This window comes from Simplicispira psychrophila DSM 11588 (assembly GCF_000688255.1).
GTDB classification, from domain to species: domain Bacteria; phylum Pseudomonadota; class Gammaproteobacteria; order Burkholderiales; family Burkholderiaceae_C; genus Simplicispira; species Simplicispira psychrophila.
On sequence record NZ_JHYS01000004.1, the window covers coordinates 62265 to 85654 of the forward strand.

Below are 23390 nucleotides of genomic sequence, written 5' to 3' on the forward strand. Positions count from 1 at the left end.
TTTCAGCTGCGCAAGGACGTGGTGTTTCACGATGGCGCCGTTTTCGACGCGCACGCCGTGCGCTTCAGCCTGGAGCGCGGACGCGCCGCGCAATCGACCAACAAGGCCAAAAAGGCGCTGTTCGACAACATCGCCAGCGTGGAGACACCCGACCCTTACACCGTGGTGCTGATGCTGCACCACGCCAATGCCAGCACCCTGTTCCGACTCGGTGAGAGTACGGCGGTGATTCTGCACCCGGCCAGCGCCGCCCAGGCCGCCATCGCGCCGGTCGGTACCGGGCCGTACCAGTTTGTGGAGTGGAAAAAAGGCTGGGGCGTCACGCTGCTGAAGTCACCCCGCTATCGCCACGCCGCGCAGGTGCCGCTGGAGCAGGCGACGTTCCGCTTCATTGCCGATCCGGCTGTGCAAGCTGCAGCCGTGCAGTCGGGCGAGGTGGATGTGTTCTTCAATATTGCCACCGACAACGCGCTGCGCTTTCGCTCCGATCCGCGCTACCAGGTGCTGGTGGGTGCGTCCAGCGGCAAGGGCATGTTGGCCATCAACCATCGACGCCCCCCGTTAAACGATGTGCGCGTGCGCCGTGCCATCACCCATGCCATCGATCGCGAGGCTTTCATCAAGAGCGTGCTGTATGGACAGGGGCGCGCTATTGGCAGCCATTTTTCACCCACCGATGCCGGCTATGTACACCTGACAGGTGTTTATCCTTTCGATCCGTTGCGTGCCCAGGGGCTGCTCAAGGCCGCCGGCGTGCCATTGCCGTTGAAGCTGTCGCTGACCCTGCCGCCGACGCCCTATGCGCGCGCTGGTGGGCCGGTGTTGGCGCAAGCGCTGGCCCAGGTCGGCATCCAGCTGCACATCGAGCCGGTGGACTGGGCGCAGTGGCTGGCGGGCACCTTCAAGGGTAATTTTGACCTGACGCTGATCAACCACGTCGAGCCGCTGGACTACGCCATCTACACCGACCCGGACTACTACTTCGGCTATGACAGCGCCGATTTTCGGGGTCTGGTGGCAGGCCATGACGCCGCGCCAACAGCGCGCGCGGGTGCTGCTGTTTAACGAAATACAACGCCATCTGGCAGCCGATGCCGCCAACGCATGGATCTTCACGCCGCAGCTGAGCACCGTGGCGCGCAAGGGCCTCAAGGGCCTGTGGATGAACTACCCGATCTTTGCGCACGACATCGCTGCCATGTCCTGGGAATAGACAACCGGCTGCCCGTGGCCGCCGTCCGGCCGATTTGCGCTAAGGTGGCGCTCTCATGAACCTGTCCTTTCTTCGCCTTGGTTGGCGCACGCTGTGGCGCGATCTGCGCGCGGGCGAGTTGCGCCTGTTGCTGGTTGCCGTCACGTTGGCGGTGGCGGCCCTCACTTCAGTGGGCTTTTTTGCCGACCGGCTGCAAAGCGGTTTGCAGCGCGATGCACTGCAACTGCTCGGCGGTGATGTGGTGATCTCCAGCGATGTGCCCACGCCCGCTGTTTTTGTTCAGCGCGCGCAGGCATTGGGCTTGCAGACCGCCACCAGCATGGGCTTTCCGACCATGGCGCGGGCCAGCGAGGTGCAAGGCGGCGCAGCCAAGCTGGTGGCGCTTAAAAGTGTGCAGCCGGGCTACCCGCTGCGCGGCAGCATGCAAGTGGCCGACGCGCCCGGTGTGCCGTCCCACGTGACGCGCGACATTCCAGCGCAGGGTGAAGTCTGGGTGGACGCGCCGCTGTTGGAAGCGCTGGGCTTGCGGATGGAAGACTTCCTGTTGCTGGGGGATACCCAGTTGCGCATTGCGCGGCTGATTGCCCTGGAACCGGACCGGGGCGGTGGTTTTACCAACTTTGCGCCGCGCGCCATGGTCAACGCTGCTGACGTGCCGGCCACCGGCCTGGTGCAACCCGCCAGCCGCGTGACTTATCGTTTTGCCGTAGTCGGGGCGGCGCCGGCGGTGCAGCAGTTTGGCCGCTGGGCGGCGCTGGAGGTCAAAAAGCCCGATGTGCATGGCGTGCGCGTCGAGTCGCTCGACAGCGGCCGTCCCGAGATGAAGCAGACGCTGGAGCGCGCACAAAAATTTCTCAACCTCGTGGCCCTGCTGGCGGCGCTGCTGTCGGCGGTGGCGGTGGCGCTGGCGGCGCGCGGTTTTGCCGCCAGCCACCTGGACGCCTCGGCCCTGCTGCGCGTGCTCGGGCAAAGCCAGCGCACCATTGCCTGGAGCTACACCTTTGAATTTGTGCTGGTTGGCCTGTGCGCCAGCGTGCTGGGCGTGGCGCTGGGTTTTGCCGTGCATTACGTGTTTGTGCTGCTGCTGGCCGGGCTGGTGTCATCGGCCTTGCCGACGGCCAGCCTGTGGCCGGCGGCGCTGGGGCTGGGTGTGGGCTTGACCTTGCTGTTGGCCTTTGGCCTGCCGCCGGTGCTGCAACTGGCGCAGGTGCCACCGCTGCGCGTGATGCGCCGCGATGTCGGCGCGCTGCGGCCGGCCTCGCTGGCGGTGCTGGTGCTGGGCGTGGTCGGGTTTGCCGCGCTGCTGCTGGTGGTCAGCAGCGACTGGATGCTGGGCCTCATCGCCGTCGGTGGCTTTGCCGGCGCGGTGGCGCTGTTTGCCGCACTGGCTTGGGTCGCCGTGCAAGGCTTGCGCCGCAGTGTGCAGGAGGCCAGCGCGCCGCGTTGGCTGGTGTTGGCGACGCGGCAGATTGCCGCCCGTCCGGCCTATGCCGTGGTGCAGGTCAGCAGCTTGGCGGTCGGCCTGTTGGCGCTGGTGCTGCTGGTGTTGATCCGCACCGACTTGCTGGCCAGCTGGCGCCAGGCGACACCGGCCAATGCGCCCAACCGCTTTGTCATCAATGTGCAGCCCGATCAGGCTGAGGCGTTTCAACAGGCTTTGCGCACGGCCGGCGTGACGCAATACGACTGGTACCCGATGATTCGCGGCCGTCTGGTGGCGGTGAATGGCCAGCCCATTGACCCCGCCCGCTACACCGACGACCGCGCTCAGCGCTTGGTGGCACGCGAATTCAACCTCTCTACCGCCGCGCAGGCCCCGGCGCACAACCAGATCGTCGCTGGGCGCTGGACGCCGGACGAAAAGGGCGCCATCAGCCTGGAAGACGGCATTGCCACCACCCTGGGGCTGAAGCTGGGTGATGCGCTGCGTTTTGACATCGGTGGCGTCAGCAAGGACGCACGCATCACCAGCCTGCGCAAGGTGGATTGGGGCTCGATGCGGGCCAACTTCTTTGCCATGTACCCGGTCGAGCATCTGCAGGGCGTGGCCATCACCTACTTGGCCGCCTACCGTGCGCCCACCACGGCAGGTTTTGACAACACCTTGGTGCAGCAGTTTCCGAACATCACCAGCGTGGACCTGGGCGCCACGCTGGCGCAGGTGCAGGGCGTGCTCGATCAGGTGATCCGGGCGGTGGAGTTTTTGTTTACCTTCACACTGGCGGCCGGTCTGGTGGTGCTGTTTGCTGCCGTCACCGCCACACGCGAAGAGCGCGCGCGGGAGTACGCCATCATGCGTGCGCTCGGTGCCCGCGCCAGCCTGCTGCGCCAGGTGCAGCGCGCCGAGCTGGTCGGCGTCGGTTTGCTGGCGGGCTTTCTGGCCAGCGTGGTGGCCGTCGCCGTGGGCTGGGCCTTGGCGCATTACGTGTTTGACTTCACTTGGACGGCCCCGCTGTGGGTGCCCCTGGGGGGCAGTGTGGCGGGTGCTGTGCTGGCGCTGGCTGCCGGCTGGTGGGGCCTGCGCGAAGTGCTGCAACGCCCGGTGATGGACACGCTGCGCCGCGCAGCGGAATAAAATAAAGTCTGTTCAAACTATTATTTTGAGAGCTTTAAGCGCTTGTTGCATAAGCGTTTGAAGCACTTTTGACCATGAATTGCCCGATCAAACACAACGTACCGCCGGTAGCCCCGGCCGCCACCACTGCCGCGGCCCAAGACAGCGCCTTTGCCCTGATCGGCGGTGAGCCGGCCTTGCAGGCGCTGGTGGCGCGCTTTTATGACCTGATGGAGCTGGAGTCGCGCTACACCGAACTGCGCGCCAGCCACGGCAACACGCTAGACGACGCGCGCCAAAATTTGTTCTGGTTTTTGTGCGGCTGGATGGGCGGTCCCGACTACTACCAGGAGCGCTTTGGCCACCCGCGCCTGCGCGGTCGCCATTTGCCGTTTTCCATCGGCATCCGGGAGCGCGACCAGTGGGTGGCCTGCATGGATCAGGCGATGCTCGAGACCCACGTGCCCGAGCCACTGCGCACGCGTCTGTCGGAAAGCTTCATGACCACCGCCGACTTCATGCGCAACCGCAATAACTGAGTTGGATTCAATGCAGCTATTCATAGCTTAAATCGCTGGGTAACTGGCTGCTGCAGGTGTTTTTGGTGTTTGTTGCACCGCCTTGCGGCGCACGTTCCACACGTCCTCGCCAAAGCCGCGCAGCCACCAGGTCAGCATGGCCGAATCGACCACAGTGGCTTTGATGGTGTAGTGCTCGGCGTGCTCCTGCACGCGCTGGTCCTCGGACAGGCGCGCTTCGGTCAGGTGCAGGCCGGCTTGTTTGTCAATGCAAAAGCGTAGGCGAATGCGCTCGCCGTCGCCGTAGCCAAAGCGGCCATCGGCCTCGTAGCGCGCCAGATCGAAGTCGTCTGGGTAGCTGAAGCTGCGCAACTGCGCCTGCGCGGCGGCCATGCGGTGCAGTGCCAGATTGCGCTCGTTGTGGTAACCCTCGAAGCGGCACACCAGATACAGGCTGGTGCCTTGCTGCACCAGGCCCAGCGGCATCACGCAGGCATCGCGCTCTTGTTGCGTGGCGTTGCGGTACTGCACTTGCAGCCAGCGGTTGTCCTGCAACGCAGTGGTGACTTCTTCAAACACTTCGGCATCAATTTTGGGTGGCAGCAGCGGCTGACTGGTCGGTACCACGCGCACTTTGCGCAGCCACTGGCGGGCGCTGCGCGCTTGCGCGTCGCCAGAGTGGGCGCTGGCGTCCAGGTTGCGTCCAGCTTGCTCGAAGTACGGTTCCATCGAGCGCAACAGCCGGGGTGGCAACAGGGCCTGCAGATGCCCATGCGCCAGCTGCAGTAGCAGTGCCTCCTGTGCGGTCAGGCTGGGCAGCGACAGGGCCGGTGCCTGCTCCCTCCAGCAGTAGCCGAAGGGTTTGCTGCGCTCGTCGCGCTCCAGTCCAAACGCCGTGCTCAGGGTGTCGAGGTGGCGCTGGATGGTGCGGATATTGCGGTCGTAGCCGTGCGCGGCCAGTTGTTTTTGTAGGTCAGCGGCGGTAATGCGGCGCTGGCGTGGGATGCGCTTGAGGATTTCCATCAGCAGCAGGGCGGTGTCGAGACTGTCGTTGCGCAGGGCCATGGTCGGAGTTTGCAGGTGCTTGCAAGGGTGGGATGGGAGGGGGACGGAGAACTCAGACAAAGCCGATGCGCCGTCCGGTGTCTTCTTTCAGCGCGCATTCGGCTTGCAGCAATTTCAAGAGGGCTTGGGTATCGGCCAGCGGGGCAAAGCGGTGCTGGCGCATCGCGGCGACAAAGTCGCCGGGGGTGAGTTGCGGCAGTTGGCTCAGCGTGGCGAGGGCGCTGTCGGGCAGTGCCCAGCTTTGCGCAGTGCAGTGGCTTTGCAGCAGCGTTAAGGCCTGCTCGGGGCGCAGCGGGTCAAAGCGCAGCTTCAGGTCAAAACGGCGCAGGGCGGCGGGGTCAAAGCCGTCCATCAGGTTAGTCGAGGCAATGAAGAGGCCCTCAAACTGCTCCATCTGCGTCAGCATTTCGTTCACCTGCGTCACTTCCCAGCTGGCCTTGGCACCGCGCCGGTCGCGTAGAAAGCTGTCGACTTCGTCGATCAGCAGCACCGCGTTGTCGCGCTGGGCACTGTCAAAGGCCTCGGCAATGTTTTTTTCTGCCTGCCCCACCCACTTGGACAGCAGGTCCGAGGCGCGCTTGACCAACAGCGGGCGCTCCAACTGCTCGGCCAGCCACTGCGCAAAAGCAGTTTTTCCGGTGCCGGGGGCGCCGTACAGACACAGGCGGGCACTGCCGGCGCGCGCCAGCCCTTGCAGCAGCCGCTGTGGGTCTTGGTCGGTGTTGATCAGCGCCGGGTCGTAGTGCTCCGAGGGGCGGTGGTTGTGCAACTGGCGCAGCGTGCCGTGGCCTTGGGCCGACAAGGTCTGGTCGATCAGGCGCAGCAGCGCTGGTTCGTGCTGCGCCGGTGTCAGGGTGCTGGCGACGGTGTGCACTACGCGGGCGGCGCGCTCGACCACGGCCGGGGCCAGCACTTCGATGCCAGCCAGGCGCTCCAGTGCCGGGGCGCCCAACAGCGCGCCGGCGGCGTCGGCCAGCAGAGCGCGGCGCTGCGCGCGTGGCGGCGATGCCAGCTCAAACACCATGTCAAAGCGGCGTGTGAAGGCTGCGTCCGGCGAGCCGCTGTTGGACAGCCACACGGTGGGCACCGGGCTGCTTTCCAGCCGCTGGTTCATCCAGCCTTTGCGTTGGATAGCCGTGCTGGGGCCAGAGAACAGGCCGCCGCCGTTGTTGAAGACGTCTTCGGCCTCGTCAAACACCAGCAGTGCACGCTGGCCTTTCAGAAAAATCTGTGCCACCTGCCAGGCGCGCAGCCGACGCTCGCCGTCGATGGGGTCGCCATCGGTGTCCTCGCAGGCCACCTCGTACACCGGACAGGGCATTTGCACGCCCAGCAGGCGCGTCAGCTGCGTCTTGCCGATGCCGGGCGGGCCGTAAATAAAGGCGTTGACGCCGCTGCGCTGCACGTCCAGTGCGTGTTGCAAATAAGGCTCCAAGACCTGCAAATCGGCAGTGATGTGGGCGTAGTCCGTGCTTTGCAGCAGCCCAGCTGGGGCCAGGTGGATCAGGCCGCGCAGCACCTCGATCGGTGCCATCGGGTGGTGCACCATGCGGGCGGCAAACTCCGTCGTCAACAAATCGAACTTGCTGTTCATGAAATGGTTGTTGTGGTCCATGCGCAGCAGACCGCTGCGGTGCAATGGGCTTTGGTGCGCCACCGTGCTGCGCAGCTGCAGCACGGGTACGCCCAGCAGATGCTCCAGTATCGACAGGGCGCGGTTGTCGCTCAGGTCGCCCACGGCGCAGAAGCACTCCTCCAACTGGCTGTCGTTGGCCAGCAGCACGCAAAACGCCAGCACCTGCGCGGCGGTGTGGTCCAGCCCCAACTCTTTGGTCAGGGCGCTGATGTTGCTGGCCAAAGGCTCGGGCAGGGTGTGGCTGGCAGCGTCGGCCTCGGCGCTGTGCAGCAGGCGGCGAATCAAGGACGGAGTCAGGTCGGGAGCGAGGGGTTCGTTGTCTGCCTCGGCGTCCGGGTCCTCGTCTGGGGCGGCCTGCACTGGCACGCCCAAGTGCTGCACCAGTGCGGTGTGGTCGCTGATCTTTCTCATCATCTGGGCCCCACCCCGGCTGAGCAAACGCAAGATCCACAAACATGCGATGGGGGCGCCAATTTCTGGAGTGAATTCAGTGGACAGCGTGTTGGTCACGGTGCCAGAACGGCGACCGCGGCGGTGATGGGCAAGTGCCATGGGAGAGACTCCTGTCGTTGCAATGCCGCCATGGTGCGCTCAGGGTGCGACAGCCGGTGTCGCTGGCAGCGAGGCCTAATAATATTTATTAATGCTATTAAAAACAGAGCTATAAGCGCATGTATATATTGCGTTTAAGGCCTGAAAGGCTCTTAACAGAGACCTGTTTGCCGGCCTTTCCCCTAAGATACGCAGCCATCACACCAAAGGAAACACGACATGTCGATAACCGCTTGGATGCTGGTGGGCCTGTGGGCCGGGGTGCTGCTGTGGGCGGTGGCGGTTTACAACCGGCTGGTGCAGTTGCGCAACCGCATTACCAACGCTTTCGGCCAGATCGATGTGCAGCTCAAGCGCCGCCACGATCTGGTGCCGAACTTGGTGGAAGTGGCACGTGGTTATCTGCAGCATGAGGCATCGACGCTTCAGGCAGTGATTGCCGCACGCGGTCAGGCGCAGGGCGCTGCCCAAGCGGCGCGTGCTGCGCCGACCAGCCCGGCGGCGGTGGGTGCGCTGGCGGTAGCCGAGCAGACTCTGGGCGCCAGTCTGGGGCGGCTGATGGTGGTGGCCGAGGCGTATCCCGACCTCAAGGCCGACGCCACCCTGCAGTCGCTGTCGGAAGCGTTGACCAGCACTGAAAACCGCCTCGGTTTTGCACGCCAGGCGTTCAACGACCAGGCGCTGGAATTCAACAATGCGGCGCTGCAGTTTCCGGCGCTGCTCGTGGCGCGCCTGCTGGGCTTTGCGCCAGCGCCGATGCTGCAAGCGACACAAAACGAGCAAGAGCGCACTGCGCCCCAAGTGCAGTTTTAACCGCGCCCGATGAAGTTCTGGGACCACCAGATCAGCGCGCGCCGCCAGACACGCCGCCTGCTGCGGGTGTTTGCGCTGGCGGTGCTGCTGTTGGTGGCTGGTGTCCACAGCGCGCTGGTGTTGGCGTGGTGGCTGATGGCCGCGGTGTTGCCGGTGCACCTGGGTTTTCCGGCTGGATTTTTGGTGACCAATATCGGTGTGTCGCTGCTGCTGGTGCTGGGCGGTTGGTGGGTGGAGACCGCCAACTTGCGCGCCGGTGGCTTCCTGCTGGCGCAGCGCATGGGCGCGCGCGCAGCACGGCCCGCGCTGTCGCACGCCGAGCAGCGCCTGTGCAACATTGTCGATGAACTGTGCATTGCCGCCCACATGCGGCGCCCACAGGTGATGGTGCTGCCGCGCACTGACGCCATCAACGCCTTTGCCGCCGGCTGGGACGAGGCCGATGCGGTGGTGGCCGTCACCGAGGGTGCACTGCAATGGCTGACCCGCGACGAGTTGCAAGGCATGGTGGCACATGAACTGAGCCACCTGCATGAGGGTGATACGCGCCTGAACATGCGCCTGGGCGGCATGGTGTTCGGGCTGGAGCTGGTGTACCACTTTGGCGAAGCAGTGCGTGAGCGCGGTGGCTTGGCCTGGTGGTTTGGCTCGGCCATCATGCTGGCCGGCTTGGCCGGCTGGCTGACCGGGCGGCTGCTCAAGGCGGCGGTGTCACGCCAGCGAGAATTTCTGGCCGACGCGCGCGCCGTGCAATGGACGCGCAGCCGCGACGGCTTGGGCGGCGTGCTGCGCAAAGTGATGGCACAACGGCGCAGTACCGCGCAAGCCCCCGAGCGCAGCCACTACGGCAACTTGTCGCACCCGGCGTTGCAGCATCTGCTGCTGGTCGATGCGACCCAGCACAGCGCGTTGGAGCGCCGTCTGGACAGCCACCCGCCGCTGGAAGTGCGCGTGCAGCGCATCTATGGCCGGATGATGTCGCCGCTGCCTTTGGTGCCGGTGCCGGATACGCCGGAGCCGGCCTATGAGCGCGCCGCCACAGTTGGGATCGCCGTGCCGGGAGCGGCGTCGCTGGCGTCGCAGGCCGACCCGTTTGCGCGCTTTCTTTGAAGCGCCTTATTTGCCCGCCGGCGAGACGGAATGCGTCGGCAGTGCGCCGCTGTCGCCGGGGTCTTTGAGCATCTTCAGCCGGATCATTTCAATGGCGTGTGACGGCTCCAGCCCTTTGGGACACACCTCCGAGCAATTCATGATGGTGCGGCAGCGAAACAGCCGGTAGGCGCCGCTCAGGTCGTCCAGCCGTGCCTCGGTGGCGGTGTCGCGGCTGTCGAAGATGAAGCGATAGGCCTGGATCAGGCCGGCCGGCCCGACGAACTTGTTCGGGTTCCACCAGAACGACGGGCACTGGCTGCTGCAGCAGGCGCACAAGATGCACTCATAAGCGCCATTGAGTTTTTCGCGCTCTGCTGGCGACTGCAGGCGCTCTTTCTCGGGCGGCGGCTGGTCGTTGATCAGATAGGGCTTGATCGAGTGGTACTGCTGGAAGAAGTTGGTCATGTCAACGATCAGGTCGCGCACGATCGGAAAACTGGGCAGCGGCCGCAATACCACCGATTCTTTGAGGTCGCGCACGCGCGTAATGCAGGCCAGGCCATTGCGCCCGTTGATGTTCATGGCATCTGAGCCGCACACGCCTTCGCGGCAGGATTTGCGCATTGACAGGGTGGGGTCTTGCGCCTTGAGGCGCAGCAGCACGTCCAGCAGCATCCGGTCGCTGGGGAGGAGGTCGATCTCGTAGTCCTGCAGGTACGGTTTGTCGTCTGTATCGGGGTTGTAGCGCGAGATGGAAAATTTCATGGCGGTCTCCGATCACCTGATGACAGATGTTGGTGTGCTTGAAGGTGTTCAGGCGTGCTGGATTGCCAGCAACCAGGCGACGCTGACAGCGCAGGCGCACAGCCCCAGCGCCACCAGCCACAGCAAGGTCTTTTGTAGACCGGCGGGGCGTGCGTAATCCAGCAGCACATCGCGCAGTCCGACCCACATGTGCGACAGCAGCGCAGCAAAAAATACCGCTAGCGCCAACGTGATGGCAGGGCGTGCCACCCAGCTTTTCCACTCGGCGTACGAGTGCAGCGGGTGCACAACAAAGAAGCCGAGCAGAAACACCACGAACAGCAGCAGGTACAGCGCACTGGCGCGTTGCACCAGCCAGGCAGGCAGGCCGGTGGGGCCAGAGCGGGCCGAGCGCGTCATGGGCCGGGGTGTCATGGCAAAGCTCCCAGCGCCAGCAAGGCCACCAGCGCGCCGGCCATGTTGACGGTCCAAGCGCTGCGCCGGGCGGTGTGCAGGGTCGAGCCGATGTTGATGTCAGTCAGCATGTGGCGCACCCCGGCCAACAGGTGGTGTGCCAAAGCCCATACCAGCACGATCACCATGCCCTGAAAAATTCGGTGGTGCAGCAGTGCCATGACCTGTGCAAACCCTGCTTCGCTATCGAGCGAGCGCCACAGCAGGGTGAGGCACAGCGGCACCCCGACGGCCAGCAAAACCCCGCTCAGGCGGTGCAGGATGGAAGTGATGGCGCCGACCGGCATTCGGATCTGCAGCAGATTCAGGAACATCGGGCGTGGCAGGATGCGCGTGGGCGGTTTTTGCATCATCAACCTCGCCATGTCAAAGGATGAAAAGATCGAACAAGTGCGGGCTCAGTGATAACCCACGCCCATCACATAGGCGAACAGCTGCGACTGCTCGTACTGTCCCGCGGCCACCAGAGCGCGCAGAGCATTGCGTGCGTTGACCGTGACCAGCCGCGAGCGCGTGACGGGACTGAGATGGGTGACCCGTGTGGTGTTCATGGATGCTCTCCCAGCCATCCAGTGTCCGGACTATGCCGCCCCAAATTTGTAGGTCAATCACCCATAGTGCCGGGTCAAAAGGCAAAAACGGTGTGGATTCTTGCCAGAATGCAGGTATCAGTTTGTCCTGCCATTTTTTTGAAAGTCAGCTTATGCCGGCCCCTGTATCAAAAAACCTGGAAAACGCACTACAGCCACAAGAGGTGCTGCCGCTCAGCAACGCCGAATTGGTGCAGCTGCAGATTCGCGTGATCGCCCTGGAAAATCTGGTGGTAGCCCTGCTGGCCAATGCACCGGAGCGGCAACTGGAGCTGGTACGCGACATTGCAGCATCGATTTTTCCGCGGCCTGGCGTCGAGCACCGATTGACAGCCCAGGCTGCCGCTCAGATGGAGCACCTGGCACAGCGGTCACGGCGTTTGCAAGGCTGTCTGGCGCCGTCTCCAGACAAGGTGTCCGAGGATGATTTGCATCAAAATCAATAGCTTAAAGCGCTTGATGGGCGAGTCCTACAGGCTGATTTGACTGCTGCCATCAATAGCGACCTTGCGCCATCGGCTGCAACAGCACCAGCAAAGCGCCCGCGCCGCCGTCCATTGGGCGCGCTTGGACAAAGGCCAGTACCTCGTTTTTTTGTACCAGCCAGCGTTGCACCCGGCCTTTGAGCACCGGCGCCTTGCCAGGCGATCCCAGTCCCTTGCCATGCACCACACGCACGCAGCGTACGCCGAGTTTGTTGGCTTGGCGGATGAACTGGCCCAGTGCCTCGCGCGCTTCATCGACGCGCAGGCCGTGCAGGTCGAGCTGGCGCTGGATGCTCCAGTGCCCGGCGCGCAGGCGGTGGGTGATCTCCGCGCCGATGCCCGGTCGGCGAAAACTCAGCTGGTCGTCGGTGTCGAGCAGGGTGCTGACATCAAAGTCGTCGCTGATGGATTCGCGTAGCACCCGTTCTTCGTCTAACCAGTGTTGCACCGGCAGTGGCAGCGTCCGTTCGGGTGCCGTGTCGATCAGATTGCGGCTGCGCAGCGGTGTGATGGCGCCGATGCTGCGGGTGAACAATTGCCGTTCAGCCTGTAGCCGTGCAGCGGCTTCGCGCTGCGCTTTGGCTTGTGCGTCGGCGCGTTCCTGTTCTTCGCGCAAGCGCTGCGCCACGCCGGCCAGATCTTGCAAATCGTGCACGCGCAGGCTGATACGGCGCGGTGCGGCGGCGCTGCGCCGGGGTTTGGCTGGGGTGGGGGGGAGGCTGGGTGCGACGGTGCGCGGCCCCAGGGTGCGGCGTGCTTGTTGGGCGGCGTAGCGTGCGGTGGCGACTGCGCGTCGCAGCGTTCGGGGCGTCTCAGCGGCGGCAGGGAACGGTTGCGAGGCATTGGCGTCAGGCGCTGCGGCGCTGGCGCTGGCGCGCAGCAGCGCCGTGGCCAGTGCGCCTGACAGGGCGGCGGGCAGTTGTGGCGGCGGCATCACACCAACCCCTGTTCAGCCATCGACAGCGCCTGCCCTGGTGCCACGATGATGTGGTCGAGCACGCGCACGTCCACCAGCGCCAGGGTGCTTTTGAGCGTCTGTGTCAGCACCTCATCAGCGCGGCTGGGTTGCACACTGCCGCTGGGGTGGTTGTGCGCCAGGACCACGGCGCTGGCGTGGTGGTGCAACGCGCGCAGCACCACTTCACGCGGGTACACGCTGGTTTGCGTCAGCGTGCCGCGAAACAGTTCTTCGAGTGCGATCAGCCGGTGTTGGCTGTCCAAAAACAGCACGGCAAACACCTCGTGCCTCTTGTGCGCCAAATGCAGTTGCAGGTAGTGCTTGACGGCGTCGGGCGAGTCAAACGCCTCGCGCGTGCGCAGCTGCTGCGCCAGTGCGCGCCGCGCCAGTTCCATCACGGCGATCAGCTCGGCGCACTTGGCGGGGCCGAGGCCTTTGATGCGGGCCAGGTCGTCGCTGCTGGCCTGTAGCAGTCCGGCAATGCCGCCAAAGCCACCTGAACCGTCGTTGGCCGGCGGATCGAGCAACTCTTGCGCCAATTGCAGCACGCCTTTGCCCACAATGCCAGTGCGCAGCAAGATGGCCAGCAGCTCGGCATCGGCCAGCGCCGCCGGGCCGCGTGCCAGCAGCTTTTCGCGCGGCTGCGCGTCGGTGGGAAGGTCTTTCAGGGACATGGTGGGGCAGGGGGCAAAAGTCCAACCGTAAAATGGCGCGAGTTTATAGAGGCATCCATGACAACTGTTCAACCGGGTTCATTTTTGACCCTGCATTACCGTCTGGCCGGCCCCGCTGGCGACGTGATCAACACTTTTAACGACAAACCGGCCACGCTGACGCTGGGCAATGGCGAGCTGTCGCCAGCGCTAGAGCAGCGTTTGCTGGGCCTGGAGGACGGCGCACACGCCACCTTCGATCTGGCCGCTGGCGAGGCCTTTGGCCCACGCAACGCCGAGATGCAGCAGTGGGTGGCACGCCAGATGCTCAATGAATTGGGCGATCCCGACGAGCCATACCAGCTGGGTGATGTCGCTACCTTTCCCACGCCCGACGGCCAGGGCAGCTACGCCGGCTCGGTGATCGAGGTGCGCGAGGACGGCGCGGTGCGCTTTGACTTCAACCACCCGCTGGCGGGCCAGCCGGTGACGTTTGAGGTGCATGTGATCGGCGCGCTGTGAAGCACCCGCAAGAAGTTTTGTTGGCCGCACCACGCGGTTTTTGCGCCGGCGTTGATCGGGCGATCGAGATTGTCGAGCGCGCGCTGGAAAAATTTGGCGCCCCGATCTACGTGCGCCACGAAATCGTCCACAACACCTATGTGGTCAACGACCTGAAGGCCAAGGGCGCGATTTTTATCGAAGAACTCAGCGACGTGCCGCCCGGCGCTACCTTGGTGTTCAGCGCCCACGGCGTCAGCAAAGCGGTGCAACTGGAGGCCCAGGCGCGCGGTTTTAGCATCTTTGATGCCACCTGCCCGCTGGTCACCAAGGTGCATGTCGAAGTCGCCAAGTTGGCCCAAGAGGGTTACGAATTCATCATGATCGGCCACAAGGGCCACCCGGAAGTCGAAGGCACCATGGGCCAGCTGGACCACGGTATTCACTTGGTGGAAGACGTGGCCGGCGTGGCGTTGGTCAAGCCGCTGCAGACCGAGCGGCTGGCGGTGGTCACGCAAACTACGCTCAGCGTGGACGATGCCGCCGAGATCATGGCGGCCGTGCGCGCGCGCTTTCCGAGCGTGCGCGAGCCCAAACAGCAAGACATTTGTTACGCCACGCAAAACCGCCAAGATGCCGTCAAGCTGATGAGCCCGCAGGTCGATTTGGTCGTCGTCGTCGGCAGCCCCACCAGCTCCAACAGCAACCGCCTGCGCGAGTTGGCGGACAAGCTGGGCACCACTGCCTACATGGTCGATAGCGCCGATGAACTGCGCCCTGAGTGGTTTACCGGTATCGCCCGCGTCGGCCTGACGGCGGGCGCCTCCGCCCCAGAAATCTTGGTGCGCCAAGTGATTGAGCGCATCAAGGCGCTGGGCGCGGTGTCGGTGCGCACTATGGACGGCATCGAAGAAACCATCAAGTTTCCGCTGCCCAAGGGACTCAAGATCGATGCTGCCACCGGCCTGGAGCTGTCGCAGCGCAGCCCAGAGACCGGCAGCGCAAGCCACTAAACGCTATTTTTACAATAGCTGGTAGCGCTTGCTGCATAAGGGCTAGAGGCTATTTGACCTCAAATCGTGGCGCATTTCTGCGCCGCTCGGCGTAGCCTACAACCGGCCGACCGCCGCTCCAAATGTCCAGCGGCGGGTCGGCGGCCACGGCCTGCAAGATGTCGTTGCGCGAGATAAAGCCCGACAGCGCGCCAAACTCGTCCGTCACCGGCAGGCCCGGCAAGTCGGCATCCAGCAGCACCCGTGCCACGCGGCGCAACTCGGTGTCCGCAGACACGGTCGGCACGGGGCTGACCATCACTTCAGACACGGGGCGTCCGGCCAGTTCGATCGCTGCCTGCACTGCGCCGGGTTCGGGCAGCAAATCCAGTGGCGCCATGTCGGCGCGCAGCAGCATTCCCACCACCAAGCCCATCGCGTTGACCACCGGCGCCTGCGCAACGTGGTACTGCGCCAGCGTGTGCCATGCGTCGTTGACGCGCACCTCGGGCGGCACGGTCAGCACGCCGGTACTCATCACATCGCGCACGCGGGTCAGTTTCTGGCGCTCTTGCGGCCCTTGCGCGGTTTGAACGTAGGCCGAGACGGCGTCTTGTACGCGCGGACTGATCGGCTCGGGGGGGCGGTTGGCTGGCGGCAGCTGCACCTGCACCGGTTCGTCCTGCGGCGAACCCACGCTGCGCGTGTGCAGCGCCTGGGTGCGCGCCACCCGACGCACCGGTGCCACTTGCATCAGGGCGTCAGGGCCGCCGCGAAACATCTGCCCCGAGGGGCCAAAAACAAAAAACATGGTGAACCTCCCACATCAGGGCCAAGGTCAGCGCCTGTGCTTGCATGGTAGCGCCGCTAGTGTCTGCTGCGCCTCTAAAATCACGCCATGCTTGACATCCTCCTTCTCCGCAAAGACCTCGACACCGCCATCGCGCGGCTGCAGGCCCGCAAAAATCCCCAGCCCTTCCTGAACGTGCCCGCTTTCCAGGCGTTGGAAGCTGAGCGCAAAACGCTGCAGACCCGCACTGAAGAACTGCAGGCGCAGCGCAACCAGCTGTCCAAACAGATTGGCATGTTGATGGGCAAGGGCGACAAGGACGGCGCCGAAGCCGCCAAGGCCCAGGTGGCAGCGTCCAAAACCGAACTGGAGCAATCCGCCACGCGCCTGGAGCAAATCCAGACCGAACTGCAAACCCTGCTGCTGGCCGTGCCCAACCTGCCGCACGAGAGCGTGCCGGTTGGCGCCGGCGAAGACGACAACGTCGAAGTGCGCCGCTGGGGTACGCAGCCGACTTTCAGCTTCGAGCCGAAAGACCACGTCGATGTCGGCACGCCGCTGGGCCTGGACTTTGACATGGGCGTCAAGCTGTCGGGCTCGCGTTTCACCGTCATGAAAGGGCCGATTGCGCGTATGCACCGCGCACTGAGCCAGTTCATGCTCGACGTGCAAACGCAAGAGCACGGCTACACCGAGTGTTACGTGCCCTACGCCGTCAACGTCGATTCGCTCAAAGGCACCGGCCAGTTGCCCAAGTTCGAGGGCGACCTGTTCGCCGCCAAGAAGGGCGGGCAAGACAGCGAACCGGCGCCCGACCACGCTGCGCTCTATCTCATCCCGACCAGCGAAGTGCCGCTGACCAACTTTGTCCGCGATGTGGTGGTGCCAGAGTCTGAATTGCCGATCCAGCTGACAGCGCACACGCCGTGTTTTCGCTCCGAAGCTGGTAGCTACGGCCGCGACACGCGCGGCATGATCCGCCAACACCAGTTCGACAAAGTGGAAATGGTGCAGATCGTCCATCCCGACAAAAGCTACGCAGCACTGGAAGCCATGACCGGCCATGCCGAGGCCGTGCTGCAAAAGCTTGGCCTGCCGTACCGCGTGATGAGCTTGTGCAGCGGCGACATGGGCTTTGGTGCTGCCAAAACCTACGATTTGGAAGTGTGGCTGCCCGGCCAGAACAACTACCGCGAAATCAGCTCGATTAGCAACTGCGAAGCCTTCCAGGCGCGCCGCCTGCAGGCACGTTTCAAGAACGCCCAAGGCAAAAACGAGTTGGTGCACACCTTGAACGGCTCGGGCCTGGCCGTGGGCCGCACGCTGGTGGCGGTGCTGGAAAACTACCAGCAAGCCGACGGCAGCGTCACTGTGCCCGAAGCCCTGCGTCCCTACATGGGCGGCATTGAGGTTTTGACACCCTGAGTCGTCTGGGATAAGGCAAAAAGCCTGCTAGAATCGCAGGCTTCGACACCTAGGAGAGGTGGCAGAGTGGTCGAATGTACCTGACTCGAAATCAGGCGTGGTAGCAATATCACCGTGGGTTCGAATCCCACCCTCTCCGCCAGTATGCACAAGGCTTTGCTGCTATTTATTTAGCAGCAAAGCCTTTTTGCTTTTTGGAGCCGAGTAGCCACCATGGGCCTCCTGGGTGCTCATGGCGCGTTTTTCTCTGCACGTAAGACGCTTGCCCTGCCTTAAGTCGCATATCAGCAGCTGCTGTGGCTGGCCTGAGCCGTTTTATCTCGCTGAACCGCAGGGCTCTCAGGGTTCTCCCCCCGCGTTACTGAGGGTTCCACCCAAGGGCAGTGCGAGGATGGCTGTTTATATTGGCCAGTCCTTCTTTGGTAACCGTGGCGCCCCCATGATTTCTGTTCGTCGTGCCTGTTTGGCTGTCTGTCATGGCATCCGCTGCGCGGCGTCTGAGGGGCGCGCGTGATGCAGCTGGTCTCCGCGCCTGTCACTGGGAAGGGGGCCACGTTCAGTGTTGGCGGGTGGGGGACGCGGGCGTGGTGGCTGGCGCTCTTGGCAGCGCTGGTGGTGATTTTTGTTGGTGCCATGTCGGGCTGGCTGGTGGCACGTGCCTCGGGGCAGGAGGCGTTGCAGCGACTGCAAGGCCAGCAGGCCGATGAGGTCGAAGTGGTGGCGCGCTTGTTGGCCAGCAAAATTGAGCAGAGCCAGAAGCTGCTGCGCCAAGTGGCCACAGGCATTACCCCGCAGATGCTGCATTCGCCCTCGTCGCTGCAATGGTTGCTGCAGCAGGGCTTGCCCGCCGTGCAGTTTTTTGACTCCCTGCAGGTGGCGCGCCAAGACGGGGAATTGCGCGTCAATTTGCAATATGGGCGCTTTGACAACGCGGCCAACCTCGAACCCACCGAGCGCGACAGCTTGCGCCGTACGCTGCAGGAGGGCAAACCAATGGTGTCCGAGCTGATTGCCGGGCGCACCAGTGAGGCGCGGGTCATGTTCACCCAGCCGCTGCACCGCCCCGATGGTTCGGTGATGGGCGTGGTGGCTGGGGGCCTGAAACTGCAGTCGCAGGGGCTGTTGCCGGGCTCCTTGCTGCTGCCGGCGCGCTCGGACTCGCGGCTGCTGGTGTTTACGCGCGATGGCACCATTCTTTTGCACTCCGACCCGGCCCGTGTCATGGGCAACGTGCGCGATGAGCCGGGTCTGGCACAGGTCTATGCGCAGTGGCGCGCGCAGGAGCGCCCGGTGGAGGGGCGTGGCACAACGCAGGTGTTGTCCGGATACATCGTCAGCATGGCTGGCATGCCCTTGCCGCAGTGGTTGGTAGCGCGTGTGAGTGATGCGCAGGCGGTGCTGGCGCCGTTGCCCGGTGCCCAGCGCCACGCGTGGTGGGTGGTGGCGGGTACCACGGCGCTCAGTGCCGTGGGCGTGGCCGCTCTGCTGTTGCTTTGGCTGGTGCGCCCGCTGGCCCAGCTGCGCACGCGTGCCGTGCAGATGCTGGATAGGCACACGCCGCCCACTATGCCCTGGCCCCGGGCGGGCGGCGAGGTAGGCGCACTGGTGCAGGTGTTTCAGGCGTTGCAGGCGCAGTACGCACAACAGGCGGTGGCGCAAAAAACCATCGTGGACGAGTTTCAGGCGGTGATGGTGCACGCTTCGATCAGCATCGTCATCTTGCAGCAGGGGATGCTGCAAAAGGTCGGCAGCCAGGCCTGCCGGATGCTGGGCTACACCGAGGAGGAGCTGCGCGGCCGCCCGGTGCGCGAGCTGTATTGGTCGGATGCCGACTATGCGCAGACCAGCGCCCGTGTAAAGGCTGGTTTTGCTGAGCACGGTGCCCTGATGGGCGATGTGTGCCTGCGCCGCAAGGATGGCAGCTCTGTCTGGGTTCGCGTGCAGGGATGCAGCGTGAACCCGGCCGATGCACACGGTGCCACGGTCTGGACACTGGAAGACCTGACCACCGTCCATGCCGCACGCGAGCAGAACATCTGGCTGGCCGCGCACGACCCGCTGACCCAGCTGACCAACCGCCAGGGCTGCGAGCGGCGCCTGCATCTGTTGCTGGCCGAGCGCCTGGCGCGCCGGTGCAGTGAGACGCCGCTTGCGGGCGTGCAGCAAGGTGCGCAGGAGCGCGCAGCGGATGGCGTGTTCCTGTACCTCGATCTGGACCATTTCACGGTCGTCAACGACTTGGCCGGTCATGACGCCGGCGATGATGTGCTGTGCCATGTGGCGCAACTGCTGCAGACGCAGGTGGGCCAAAGCGGTTGGGTGGCGCGCCTGAGCGGCGACGAATTTGGCGTGGTGTTGCCAGACTGCGCTGCTGCGCACGGCGCTGAGGTGGCGGCACAACTGTGCGCCGTGGTGCGTGCCTGGGAGCCGATGTACCAGGGTCGCAGCTTTGTGCTCGGGGCCAGCATCGGCATGGTGGTGCTGGACGCCTGCACGCAAGACGCCGCCAGCGTATTGCAGGCGGCTGATATGGCGTGCTACAGCGCCAAACGCACTGGCCGCAATCGCATGGTGCTGCACGTGCCACAACGGGTGTAAAGGGCTTGGCTCTTTTGATATGGGCCGTCCGTGGTCTTTTGCAGCTATTGAAATGGTAGCTAATGGCGCACGTCTACTCTGCTTTAGCGGCCTGTTTTATTCATAAGGTAAAAGCAAACTGAGAGACAATCGGCGGCATGAATTTTTCCGCACCTCCTTCTGCCCCGAGCGCGCCGGCGCGGCTGCAACTGACCGGCATCACCAAGCGCTATCCAGCAGTGGTGGCCAATAGCGGAGTATCGCTCACGGTGCAGCCGGGTGAAATCCACGCGGTGCTGGGCGAAAACGGTGCTGGCAAATCGACGCTGATGAAAATCATCTATGGCGCCGTGCAGCCCGATGAGGGCAGCGTGTACTTCAATGGCCAAGCCGTGCAGGTGCGCAATCCGCAAGAAGCGCGCGCCTTGGGCATTGCCATGGTGTTCCAGCATTTCAGCCTGTTCGATACCCTGTCGGTGGCCGAGAACGTCTGGCTAGGGCTGGACAAAAGTCAGCGTTTGGCAGAAGTCACCGAGCGCATCACCGCCAAGGCGACTGAATATGGCCTCGATATCGATCCGCTGCGCCCGGTGCACACCCTGAGCGTCGGCGAGATGCAGCGGGTGGAAATCATCCGCGCCCTGCTCACCGAGCCCAAGGTGCTGATCCTGGACGAGCCGACCTCGGTGCTGACACCGCAGGCGGTCGAAAAACTGTTTGTGGTGCTGCGCAAGATCGCTTCTGAGGGCTGCAGCATTCTGTATATCAGCCACAAGTTGCATGAAATCCGCTCTTTGTGTACGGCGTGCACCGTGCTGCGCGGCGGCCAGGTGACGGGGGTCTGCAACCCGTCAGAAGAATCCAACGCCTCGCTGTCGCGCCTGATGATTGGCGCCGAGCCTCCGGCGTTGATGCACCGCCCGATACATGCCGGCGCAGTAGTGCTGCAATTACAGGATTTGAATTTGGCGCGCACCGATCCGTTTGGTGTCGATTTGATCGATATGCAATTGCAGGTGCGCGCCGGCGAGGTGGTGGGCATTGCCGGTGTCTCGGGCAATGGGCAAAAGGAATTGCTGTATGCGTTGTCGGGTGAAGACCAGCGCGCCGCGCCGGCGATGGTGCAGCTGATCGGGCAGAACGCCGGACGCCTGGGGCCCCGTGCGCGCCGGGCGTTGGGGCTGCATTTTGTGCCGGAAGAGCGCCTGGGCCGGGGGGCGGTGCCAAGCATGGGGCTGGCGCACAACCTGCTGCTGACGCGCAGCGACGCGGTGGGGAGCGGCGGCTGGATTCGCATGGGCCAGTTGCAGGCGCAGGCGCGCGCCATCATCGAGCGCTTTCAGGTTAAGGCCGGTGGCGTGCAGGCGCCGGCGCAGTCGCTGTCGGGCGGCAATTTGCAAAAATTCATTGTCGGGCGCGAGATTGATGCCCACCCCAGTTTGCTGATTGTTTCGCAGCCGACCTGGGGTGTGGACGTGGGCGCAGCGCAGCAAATTCGCGCCGCCATCCTGGCCCTGCGCGATGCCGGTTGTGCGGTGCTGGTGCTGAGTGAAGAACTGGATGAACTGTTTGATCTGAGCGACCGGCTGCACGTCATGGCCAAGGGGCATTTATCGCCGTCCATTGATCGCGCCGACGCCACCGTCGAGCGCATTGGCGAGTGGATGAGCGGCCTGTGGCACGCCGACGTGCAGGCGCATCTGGCACGCAACCGCGAGCAACTGCGCGCACTCGACGAGGAGATGCACCATGCTCAAGCTTGAACCGCGCCCGCAGGCCTCGCGCGCCTGGAGTTATGGTTCGCCGGTGCTGGCGCTGGCGATCACGGTGCTGATCGGCATGGCCTTGTTTGCTGCCTTGGGCAAGGACCCGGTGCGCGGCTTGCAGGTGTTTTTCTGGGAACCGATCCGCTCGTCTTACGCACTGGGCGAGTTGTTGCTCAAGGCGACACCGCTGCTGCTGATTGCGCTGGGGCTGGCGGTGTGCTTTCGCTCCAACATCTGGAACATTGGCGCCGAAGGGCAGTTCGTCATGGGCGCGATTGCCGCCGGTGGCGTGGCGCTGCTGGCCGACAAAACGACGGGAGGCTGGATCATGCCGGCGGTGCTGCTGGCCGGCGTGCTGGGTGGCATGGCCTGGGCGGGGTTGGTGGCGTTGCTGCGCGACCGCTTCAATGCCAGCGAAATTCTGGTCAGCCTGATGCTGGTCTATGTGGCCACGCTAGTGCTCAGTTACCTGGTGTTCGGCCCTTGGAAAGACCCGCTGGGCTACAACTTTCCGCAAACCAAAACCTTTGAGAAAGTGGCGCAGGTGCCGCGCCTCCTGGCCGGCTCGCGCCTGAATCTGGGCCTGCCGCTGGCGCTGGCGGCTGCGGCAGCATTGTGGGTGTTTCTGTTTCGTACCCGCGCCGGCTTTGCCTTGCTGGTCGGCGGCCTGGCGCCGGCCGCGGCGCGTTATGCGGGGTTTTCTTCGCGGCGCACGCTGTGGACGGCGCTGCTGATTTCGGGCGGTGCCGCCGGTCTGGCGGGTGCGCTGGAGGTGGCTGGACCGGTCGGCCAGCTGACGCCGTATGTGCCGGTGGGCTACGGTTTTGCCGCCATCATCGTCGCCTTTGTCGGGCGCCTGCACCCGGTGGGCATGGTGTTTTCTGCCGTGCTGATGAGCATGTTGTATATCGGTGGTGAGCTGGCGCAGTCGCGTCTGGGCTTGCCCAAATCGCTGACCGGTGTGTTCCAGGGGCTGCTGCTGTTCACGCTGCTGGCCTGCGACACCTTGATCGCCTACCGCCTGCGCTGGGTACACCGCGCGCCCGCACTGAAGAAGGGGCACTGAAATGGAGTCTTACGCGCTGCTCATTGCCGCCACCCTGAGCGCTGGCACCGTGCTGGCCCTGGCGGCCCTGGGGTTATTGATCAACGAGAAAGCCGGGGTCGTCAACCTGGGCGCCGAGGGCCTGATGCTGTGCGCCGCCATTGCCGGTTTTGCCACGGTGGTCCACACCGGCAGCACCTGGCTGGGCTTTGCCGCCGGCATGGCGGCAGGGGCGCTGCTGGCGGCGATTTTTGGCGTGTTGGTGATTTGGCTGGGTACGAATCAATACGCCACCGGTCTGGCACTGAGCTTGTTTGGCGTCGGTTTCTCGGCTTTTGTTGGCATTAACTATGTGCAGGCCAAATTGCCCGAGCTGCCCAAATATGCGATTCCCGTGCTGGGCGATGTGCAGCTGCTCGGGCCGGCGCTGTTTCGCCAGCACCCGCTGGTGTATGGCGCCATGCTGCTGGCGGCGGGACTGGTGTGGTTTTTGTATCGCACGCGCGCCGGTCTGGTGCTGCGTTCGGTAGGCGAGTCGCCCGAGTCGGCGCACGCGCTGGGTTACCCGGTGCGGCGCATTCGCCTGGCTGCGGTGATGGTTGGCGGCGCGTTGTGCGGCCTGGCGGGTGCCTATATTTCCACCGTCTATACGCCGTTGTGGGTCGAGGGCATGGTGGCTGGGCGCGGCTGGATTGCGCTGGCGTTGACGACGTTTGCTACTTGGCGTCCGGCGCGCGTGCTGCTGGGCGCGTATCTGTTTGGTGGTGTCACCATGCTGCAGTTTCACCTGCAGGCCTCCGGCGTGCAGGTGGCCAGCCAACTGCTCAGTATGTTGCCGTATGTCGCCACCATCGTGGTGCTGGCGCTGATCTCACGCAATCCCACCTGGATCCGCGTGAATATGCCGGCCTCGTTGGGCAAGGCGTTTTATCCCGGCTCTTGAAGAC

Annotated in this window: 23 protein-coding genes and 1 tRNA gene; 15 read left to right on the forward strand and 9 right to left on the reverse strand. The window is 64.2% G+C overall.

The window, feature by feature from the left end; genetic code table 11:
- The first annotated feature begins 18 nt into the window (after nucleotides 1-18).
- From Q390_RS17655 to Q390_RS0105625, 4 genes are all read left to right on the forward strand, one after another.
- On the forward strand, nucleotides 19-1065 hold the full coding sequence (locus Q390_RS17655) for an ABC transporter substrate-binding protein (protein ID WP_342666082.1): 1047 nt from the start codon (nucleotides 19-21) through the stop codon (nucleotides 1063-1065).
- A complete protein-coding gene (locus Q390_RS20620; protein WP_342666083.1) occupies nucleotides 1025-1213 on the forward strand; it encodes a hypothetical protein in 189 nt (62 codons plus the stop codon). The genes Q390_RS17655 and Q390_RS20620 overlap by 41 nt, the downstream gene beginning before the upstream one ends.
- A 55-nt stretch (nucleotides 1214-1268) precedes the next feature.
- Nucleotides 1269-3788, forward strand: coding sequence for an ABC transporter permease (locus Q390_RS0105620; RefSeq protein WP_027995183.1), 2520 nt, complete (start codon nucleotides 1269-1271; stop codon nucleotides 3786-3788).
- A 74-nt stretch (nucleotides 3789-3862) separates the two neighbouring features.
- Entirely contained in the window at nucleotides 3863-4306 is a 444-nt protein-coding gene (locus Q390_RS0105625) for a group II truncated hemoglobin (protein WP_051603067.1), read from the forward strand.
- Nucleotides 4307-4333: 27 nt separating this feature from the next.
- Here Q390_RS0105625 and Q390_RS0105630 read toward each other — a convergent pair whose 3' ends face one another.
- Both Q390_RS0105630 and Q390_RS17660 read right to left on the reverse strand, forming a co-directional pair.
- Nucleotides 4334-5350 (reverse strand): helix-turn-helix transcriptional regulator, encoded by a 1017-nt coding sequence (locus Q390_RS0105630; protein WP_027995185.1) that lies wholly within the window; start codon nucleotides 5348-5350, stop codon nucleotides 4334-4336.
- 52 nt (nucleotides 5351-5402) lie between these two features.
- Nucleotides 5403-7538, reverse strand: a complete 2136-nt coding sequence (locus Q390_RS17660) for an AAA family ATPase (RefSeq protein ID WP_051603068.1) — start codon at nucleotides 7536-7538, stop codon at nucleotides 5403-5405.
- A 219-nt stretch (nucleotides 7539-7757) separates the two neighbouring features.
- On the opposite strand from Q390_RS17660, the gene Q390_RS0105640 reads away from it, so the two are divergent.
- The gene (locus tag Q390_RS0105640) at nucleotides 7758-8351 is read left to right on the forward strand and encodes a LemA family protein (protein WP_027995186.1); all 594 of its coding nucleotides are present in this window, start codon (nucleotides 7758-7760) and stop codon (nucleotides 8349-8351) included.
- Nucleotides 8352-8360: 9 nt separating this feature from the next.
- Complete coding sequence (locus Q390_RS0105645) at nucleotides 8361-9461, forward strand: M48 family metalloprotease (RefSeq protein WP_027995187.1); 1101 nt, start codon at nucleotides 8361-8363, stop codon at nucleotides 9459-9461.
- Between the two features lie 6 nt (nucleotides 9462-9467).
- Here Q390_RS0105645 and Q390_RS17665 read toward each other — a convergent pair whose 3' ends face one another.
- Genes Q390_RS17665 through Q390_RS19875 form a run of 4 tightly spaced genes read right to left on the reverse strand, consistent with a single transcriptional unit; the run spans nucleotide 9468 to nucleotide 11212 of the window.
- Nucleotides 9468-10208, reverse strand: a complete 741-nt coding sequence (locus Q390_RS17665) for a succinate dehydrogenase iron-sulfur subunit (protein ID WP_051603069.1) — start codon at nucleotides 10206-10208, stop codon at nucleotides 9468-9470.
- Between the two features lie 48 nt (nucleotides 10209-10256).
- Nucleotides 10257-10622 (reverse strand): succinate dehydrogenase, hydrophobic membrane anchor protein, encoded by a 366-nt coding sequence (gene sdhD / locus Q390_RS0105655; protein ID WP_084153790.1) that lies wholly within the window; start codon nucleotides 10620-10622, stop codon nucleotides 10257-10259.
- A complete protein-coding gene (sdhC, locus tag Q390_RS0105660; RefSeq protein ID WP_027995189.1) occupies nucleotides 10619-11011 on the reverse strand; it encodes a succinate dehydrogenase, cytochrome b556 subunit in 393 nt (130 codons plus the stop codon). Before sdhC ends, sdhD begins: the two co-directional genes overlap by 4 nt.
- A 48-nt stretch (nucleotides 11012-11059) precedes the next feature.
- On the reverse strand, nucleotides 11060-11212 hold the full coding sequence (locus tag Q390_RS19875; protein WP_156949837.1) for a hypothetical protein: 153 nt from the start codon (nucleotides 11210-11212) through the stop codon (nucleotides 11060-11062).
- Nucleotides 11213-11244: 32 nt separating this feature from the next.
- Between Q390_RS19875 and Q390_RS19040 the strand changes: the two genes are divergently transcribed.
- Nucleotides 11245-11697, forward strand: coding sequence for a hypothetical protein (locus Q390_RS19040; RefSeq protein WP_211250419.1), 453 nt, complete (start codon nucleotides 11245-11247; stop codon nucleotides 11695-11697).
- Nucleotides 11698-11746: 49 nt separating this feature from the next.
- On the opposite strand, the gene Q390_RS0105675 is transcribed toward Q390_RS19040, so the two are convergent.
- Both Q390_RS0105675 and radC read right to left on the reverse strand, forming a co-directional pair.
- Nucleotides 11747-12403 (reverse strand): Smr/MutS family protein, encoded by a 657-nt coding sequence (locus Q390_RS0105675; protein WP_027995190.1) that lies wholly within the window; start codon nucleotides 12401-12403, stop codon nucleotides 11747-11749.
- A 266-nt stretch (nucleotides 12404-12669) separates the two neighbouring features.
- Complete coding sequence (radC, locus tag Q390_RS0105680) at nucleotides 12670-13368, reverse strand: RadC family protein (RefSeq protein ID WP_027995191.1); 699 nt, start codon at nucleotides 13366-13368, stop codon at nucleotides 12670-12672.
- A 57-nt stretch (nucleotides 13369-13425) separates the two neighbouring features.
- Here radC and Q390_RS0105685 point away from each other — a divergent pair, with 57 nt between their 5' ends.
- Together Q390_RS0105685 and ispH are read left to right on the forward strand one after the other, a co-directional pair.
- Nucleotides 13426-13869 (forward strand): FKBP-type peptidyl-prolyl cis-trans isomerase, encoded by a 444-nt coding sequence (locus tag Q390_RS0105685; RefSeq protein WP_037472288.1) that lies wholly within the window; start codon nucleotides 13426-13428, stop codon nucleotides 13867-13869.
- Nucleotides 13866-14861, forward strand: a complete 996-nt coding sequence (gene ispH, locus Q390_RS0105690; RefSeq protein ID WP_027995192.1) for a 4-hydroxy-3-methylbut-2-enyl diphosphate reductase — start codon at nucleotides 13866-13868, stop codon at nucleotides 14859-14861. The genes Q390_RS0105685 and ispH overlap by 4 nt, the downstream gene beginning before the upstream one ends.
- 49 nt (nucleotides 14862-14910) lie before the next feature.
- Here the strand turns inward: ispH and Q390_RS17675 are convergent, their stop codons facing one another.
- Nucleotides 14911-15651 carry a CBS domain-containing protein gene (locus Q390_RS17675; protein ID WP_051603071.1) on the reverse strand — a complete coding sequence of 247 codons (741 nt, stop codon included), beginning with the start codon at nucleotides 15649-15651 and terminating at the stop codon, nucleotides 14911-14913.
- Between the two features lie 87 nt (nucleotides 15652-15738).
- Between Q390_RS17675 and serS the strand changes: the two genes are divergently transcribed.
- From serS to Q390_RS0105725, 6 genes are all read left to right on the forward strand, one after another.
- Nucleotides 15739-17055, forward strand: a complete 1317-nt coding sequence (serS, locus tag Q390_RS0105700; protein ID WP_027995193.1) for a serine--tRNA ligase — start codon at nucleotides 15739-15741, stop codon at nucleotides 17053-17055.
- A 52-nt stretch (nucleotides 17056-17107) separates the two neighbouring features.
- Nucleotides 17108-17197: transfer RNA gene (locus Q390_RS0105705), tRNA-Ser, on the forward strand.
- Between the two features lie 371 nt (nucleotides 17198-17568).
- Nucleotides 17569-19653 (forward strand): sensor domain-containing diguanylate cyclase, encoded by a 2085-nt coding sequence (locus Q390_RS0105710; RefSeq protein ID WP_084153791.1) that lies wholly within the window; start codon nucleotides 17569-17571, stop codon nucleotides 19651-19653.
- 137 nt (nucleotides 19654-19790) lie between these two features.
- Nucleotides 19791-21395, forward strand: a complete 1605-nt coding sequence (locus Q390_RS0105715; RefSeq protein WP_027995195.1) for an ABC transporter ATP-binding protein — start codon at nucleotides 19791-19793, stop codon at nucleotides 21393-21395.
- Nucleotides 21382-22464: an ABC transporter permease gene (locus tag Q390_RS0105720; RefSeq protein WP_027995196.1), complete on the forward strand. Its 1083-nt coding sequence runs from the start codon at nucleotides 21382-21384 to the stop codon at nucleotides 22462-22464. Before Q390_RS0105715 ends, Q390_RS0105720 begins: the two co-directional genes overlap by 14 nt.
- 1 nt (nucleotide 22465) lies before the next feature.
- Nucleotides 22466-23386, forward strand: coding sequence for an ABC transporter permease (locus tag Q390_RS0105725; RefSeq protein ID WP_027995197.1), 921 nt, complete (start codon nucleotides 22466-22468; stop codon nucleotides 23384-23386).
- Nucleotides 23387-23390: the final 4 nt, after the last annotated feature.

Coding starts and splice junctions, on each gene's coding strand:
- Q390_RS20620 (WP_342666083.1), top strand. CDS start 1,025: ATGACGCCGCGCCAACAGCGCGCGCGGGTGCTGCTGTTTAACGAAATA.
- Q390_RS0105620 (WP_027995183.1), top strand. CDS start 1,269: ATGAACCTGTCCTTTCTTCGCCTTGGTTGGCGCACGCTGTGGCGCGAT.
- Q390_RS0105625 (WP_051603067.1), top strand. CDS start 3,863: ATGAATTGCCCGATCAAACACAACGTACCGCCGGTAGCCCCGGCCGCC.
- Q390_RS0105630 (WP_027995185.1), bottom strand. CDS start 5,350: ATGGCCCTGCGCAACGACAGTCTCGACACCGCCCTGCTGCTGATGGAA.
- Q390_RS17660 (WP_051603068.1), bottom strand. CDS start 7,538: ATGGCACTTGCCCATCACCGCCGCGGTCGCCGTTCTGGCACCGTGACC.
- Q390_RS0105640 (WP_027995186.1), top strand. CDS start 7,758: ATGTCGATAACCGCTTGGATGCTGGTGGGCCTGTGGGCCGGGGTGCTG.
- Q390_RS0105645 (WP_027995187.1), top strand. CDS start 8,361: ATGAAGTTCTGGGACCACCAGATCAGCGCGCGCCGCCAGACACGCCGC.
- Q390_RS17665 (WP_051603069.1), bottom strand. CDS start 10,208: ATGAAATTTTCCATCTCGCGCTACAACCCCGATACAGACGACAAACCG.
- sdhD (WP_084153790.1), bottom strand. CDS start 10,622: ATGACACCCCGGCCCATGACGCGCTCGGCCCGCTCTGGCCCCACCGGC.
- sdhC (WP_027995189.1), bottom strand. CDS start 11,011: ATGCAAAAACCGCCCACGCGCATCCTGCCACGCCCGATGTTCCTGAAT.
- Q390_RS19875 (WP_156949837.1), bottom strand. CDS start 11,212: ATGAACACCACACGGGTCACCCATCTCAGTCCCGTCACGCGCTCGCGG.
- Q390_RS19040 (WP_211250419.1), top strand. CDS start 11,245: ATGCCGCCCCAAATTTGTAGGTCAATCACCCATAGTGCCGGGTCAAAA.
- radC (WP_027995191.1), bottom strand. CDS start 13,368: ATGTCCCTGAAAGACCTTCCCACCGACGCGCAGCCGCGCGAAAAGCTG.
- Q390_RS0105685 (WP_037472288.1), top strand. CDS start 13,426: ATGACAACTGTTCAACCGGGTTCATTTTTGACCCTGCATTACCGTCTG.
- Q390_RS17675 (WP_051603071.1), bottom strand. CDS start 15,651: ATGTTTTTTGTTTTTGGCCCCTCGGGGCAGATGTTTCGCGGCGGCCCT.
- serS (WP_027995193.1), top strand. CDS start 15,739: ATGCTTGACATCCTCCTTCTCCGCAAAGACCTCGACACCGCCATCGCG.
- Q390_RS0105710 (WP_084153791.1), top strand. CDS start 17,569: ATGCAGCTGGTCTCCGCGCCTGTCACTGGGAAGGGGGCCACGTTCAGT.
- Q390_RS0105715 (WP_027995195.1), top strand. CDS start 19,791: ATGAATTTTTCCGCACCTCCTTCTGCCCCGAGCGCGCCGGCGCGGCTG.
- Q390_RS0105720 (WP_027995196.1), top strand. CDS start 21,382: ATGCTCAAGCTTGAACCGCGCCCGCAGGCCTCGCGCGCCTGGAGTTAT.
- Q390_RS0105725 (WP_027995197.1), top strand. CDS start 22,466: ATGGAGTCTTACGCGCTGCTCATTGCCGCCACCCTGAGCGCTGGCACC.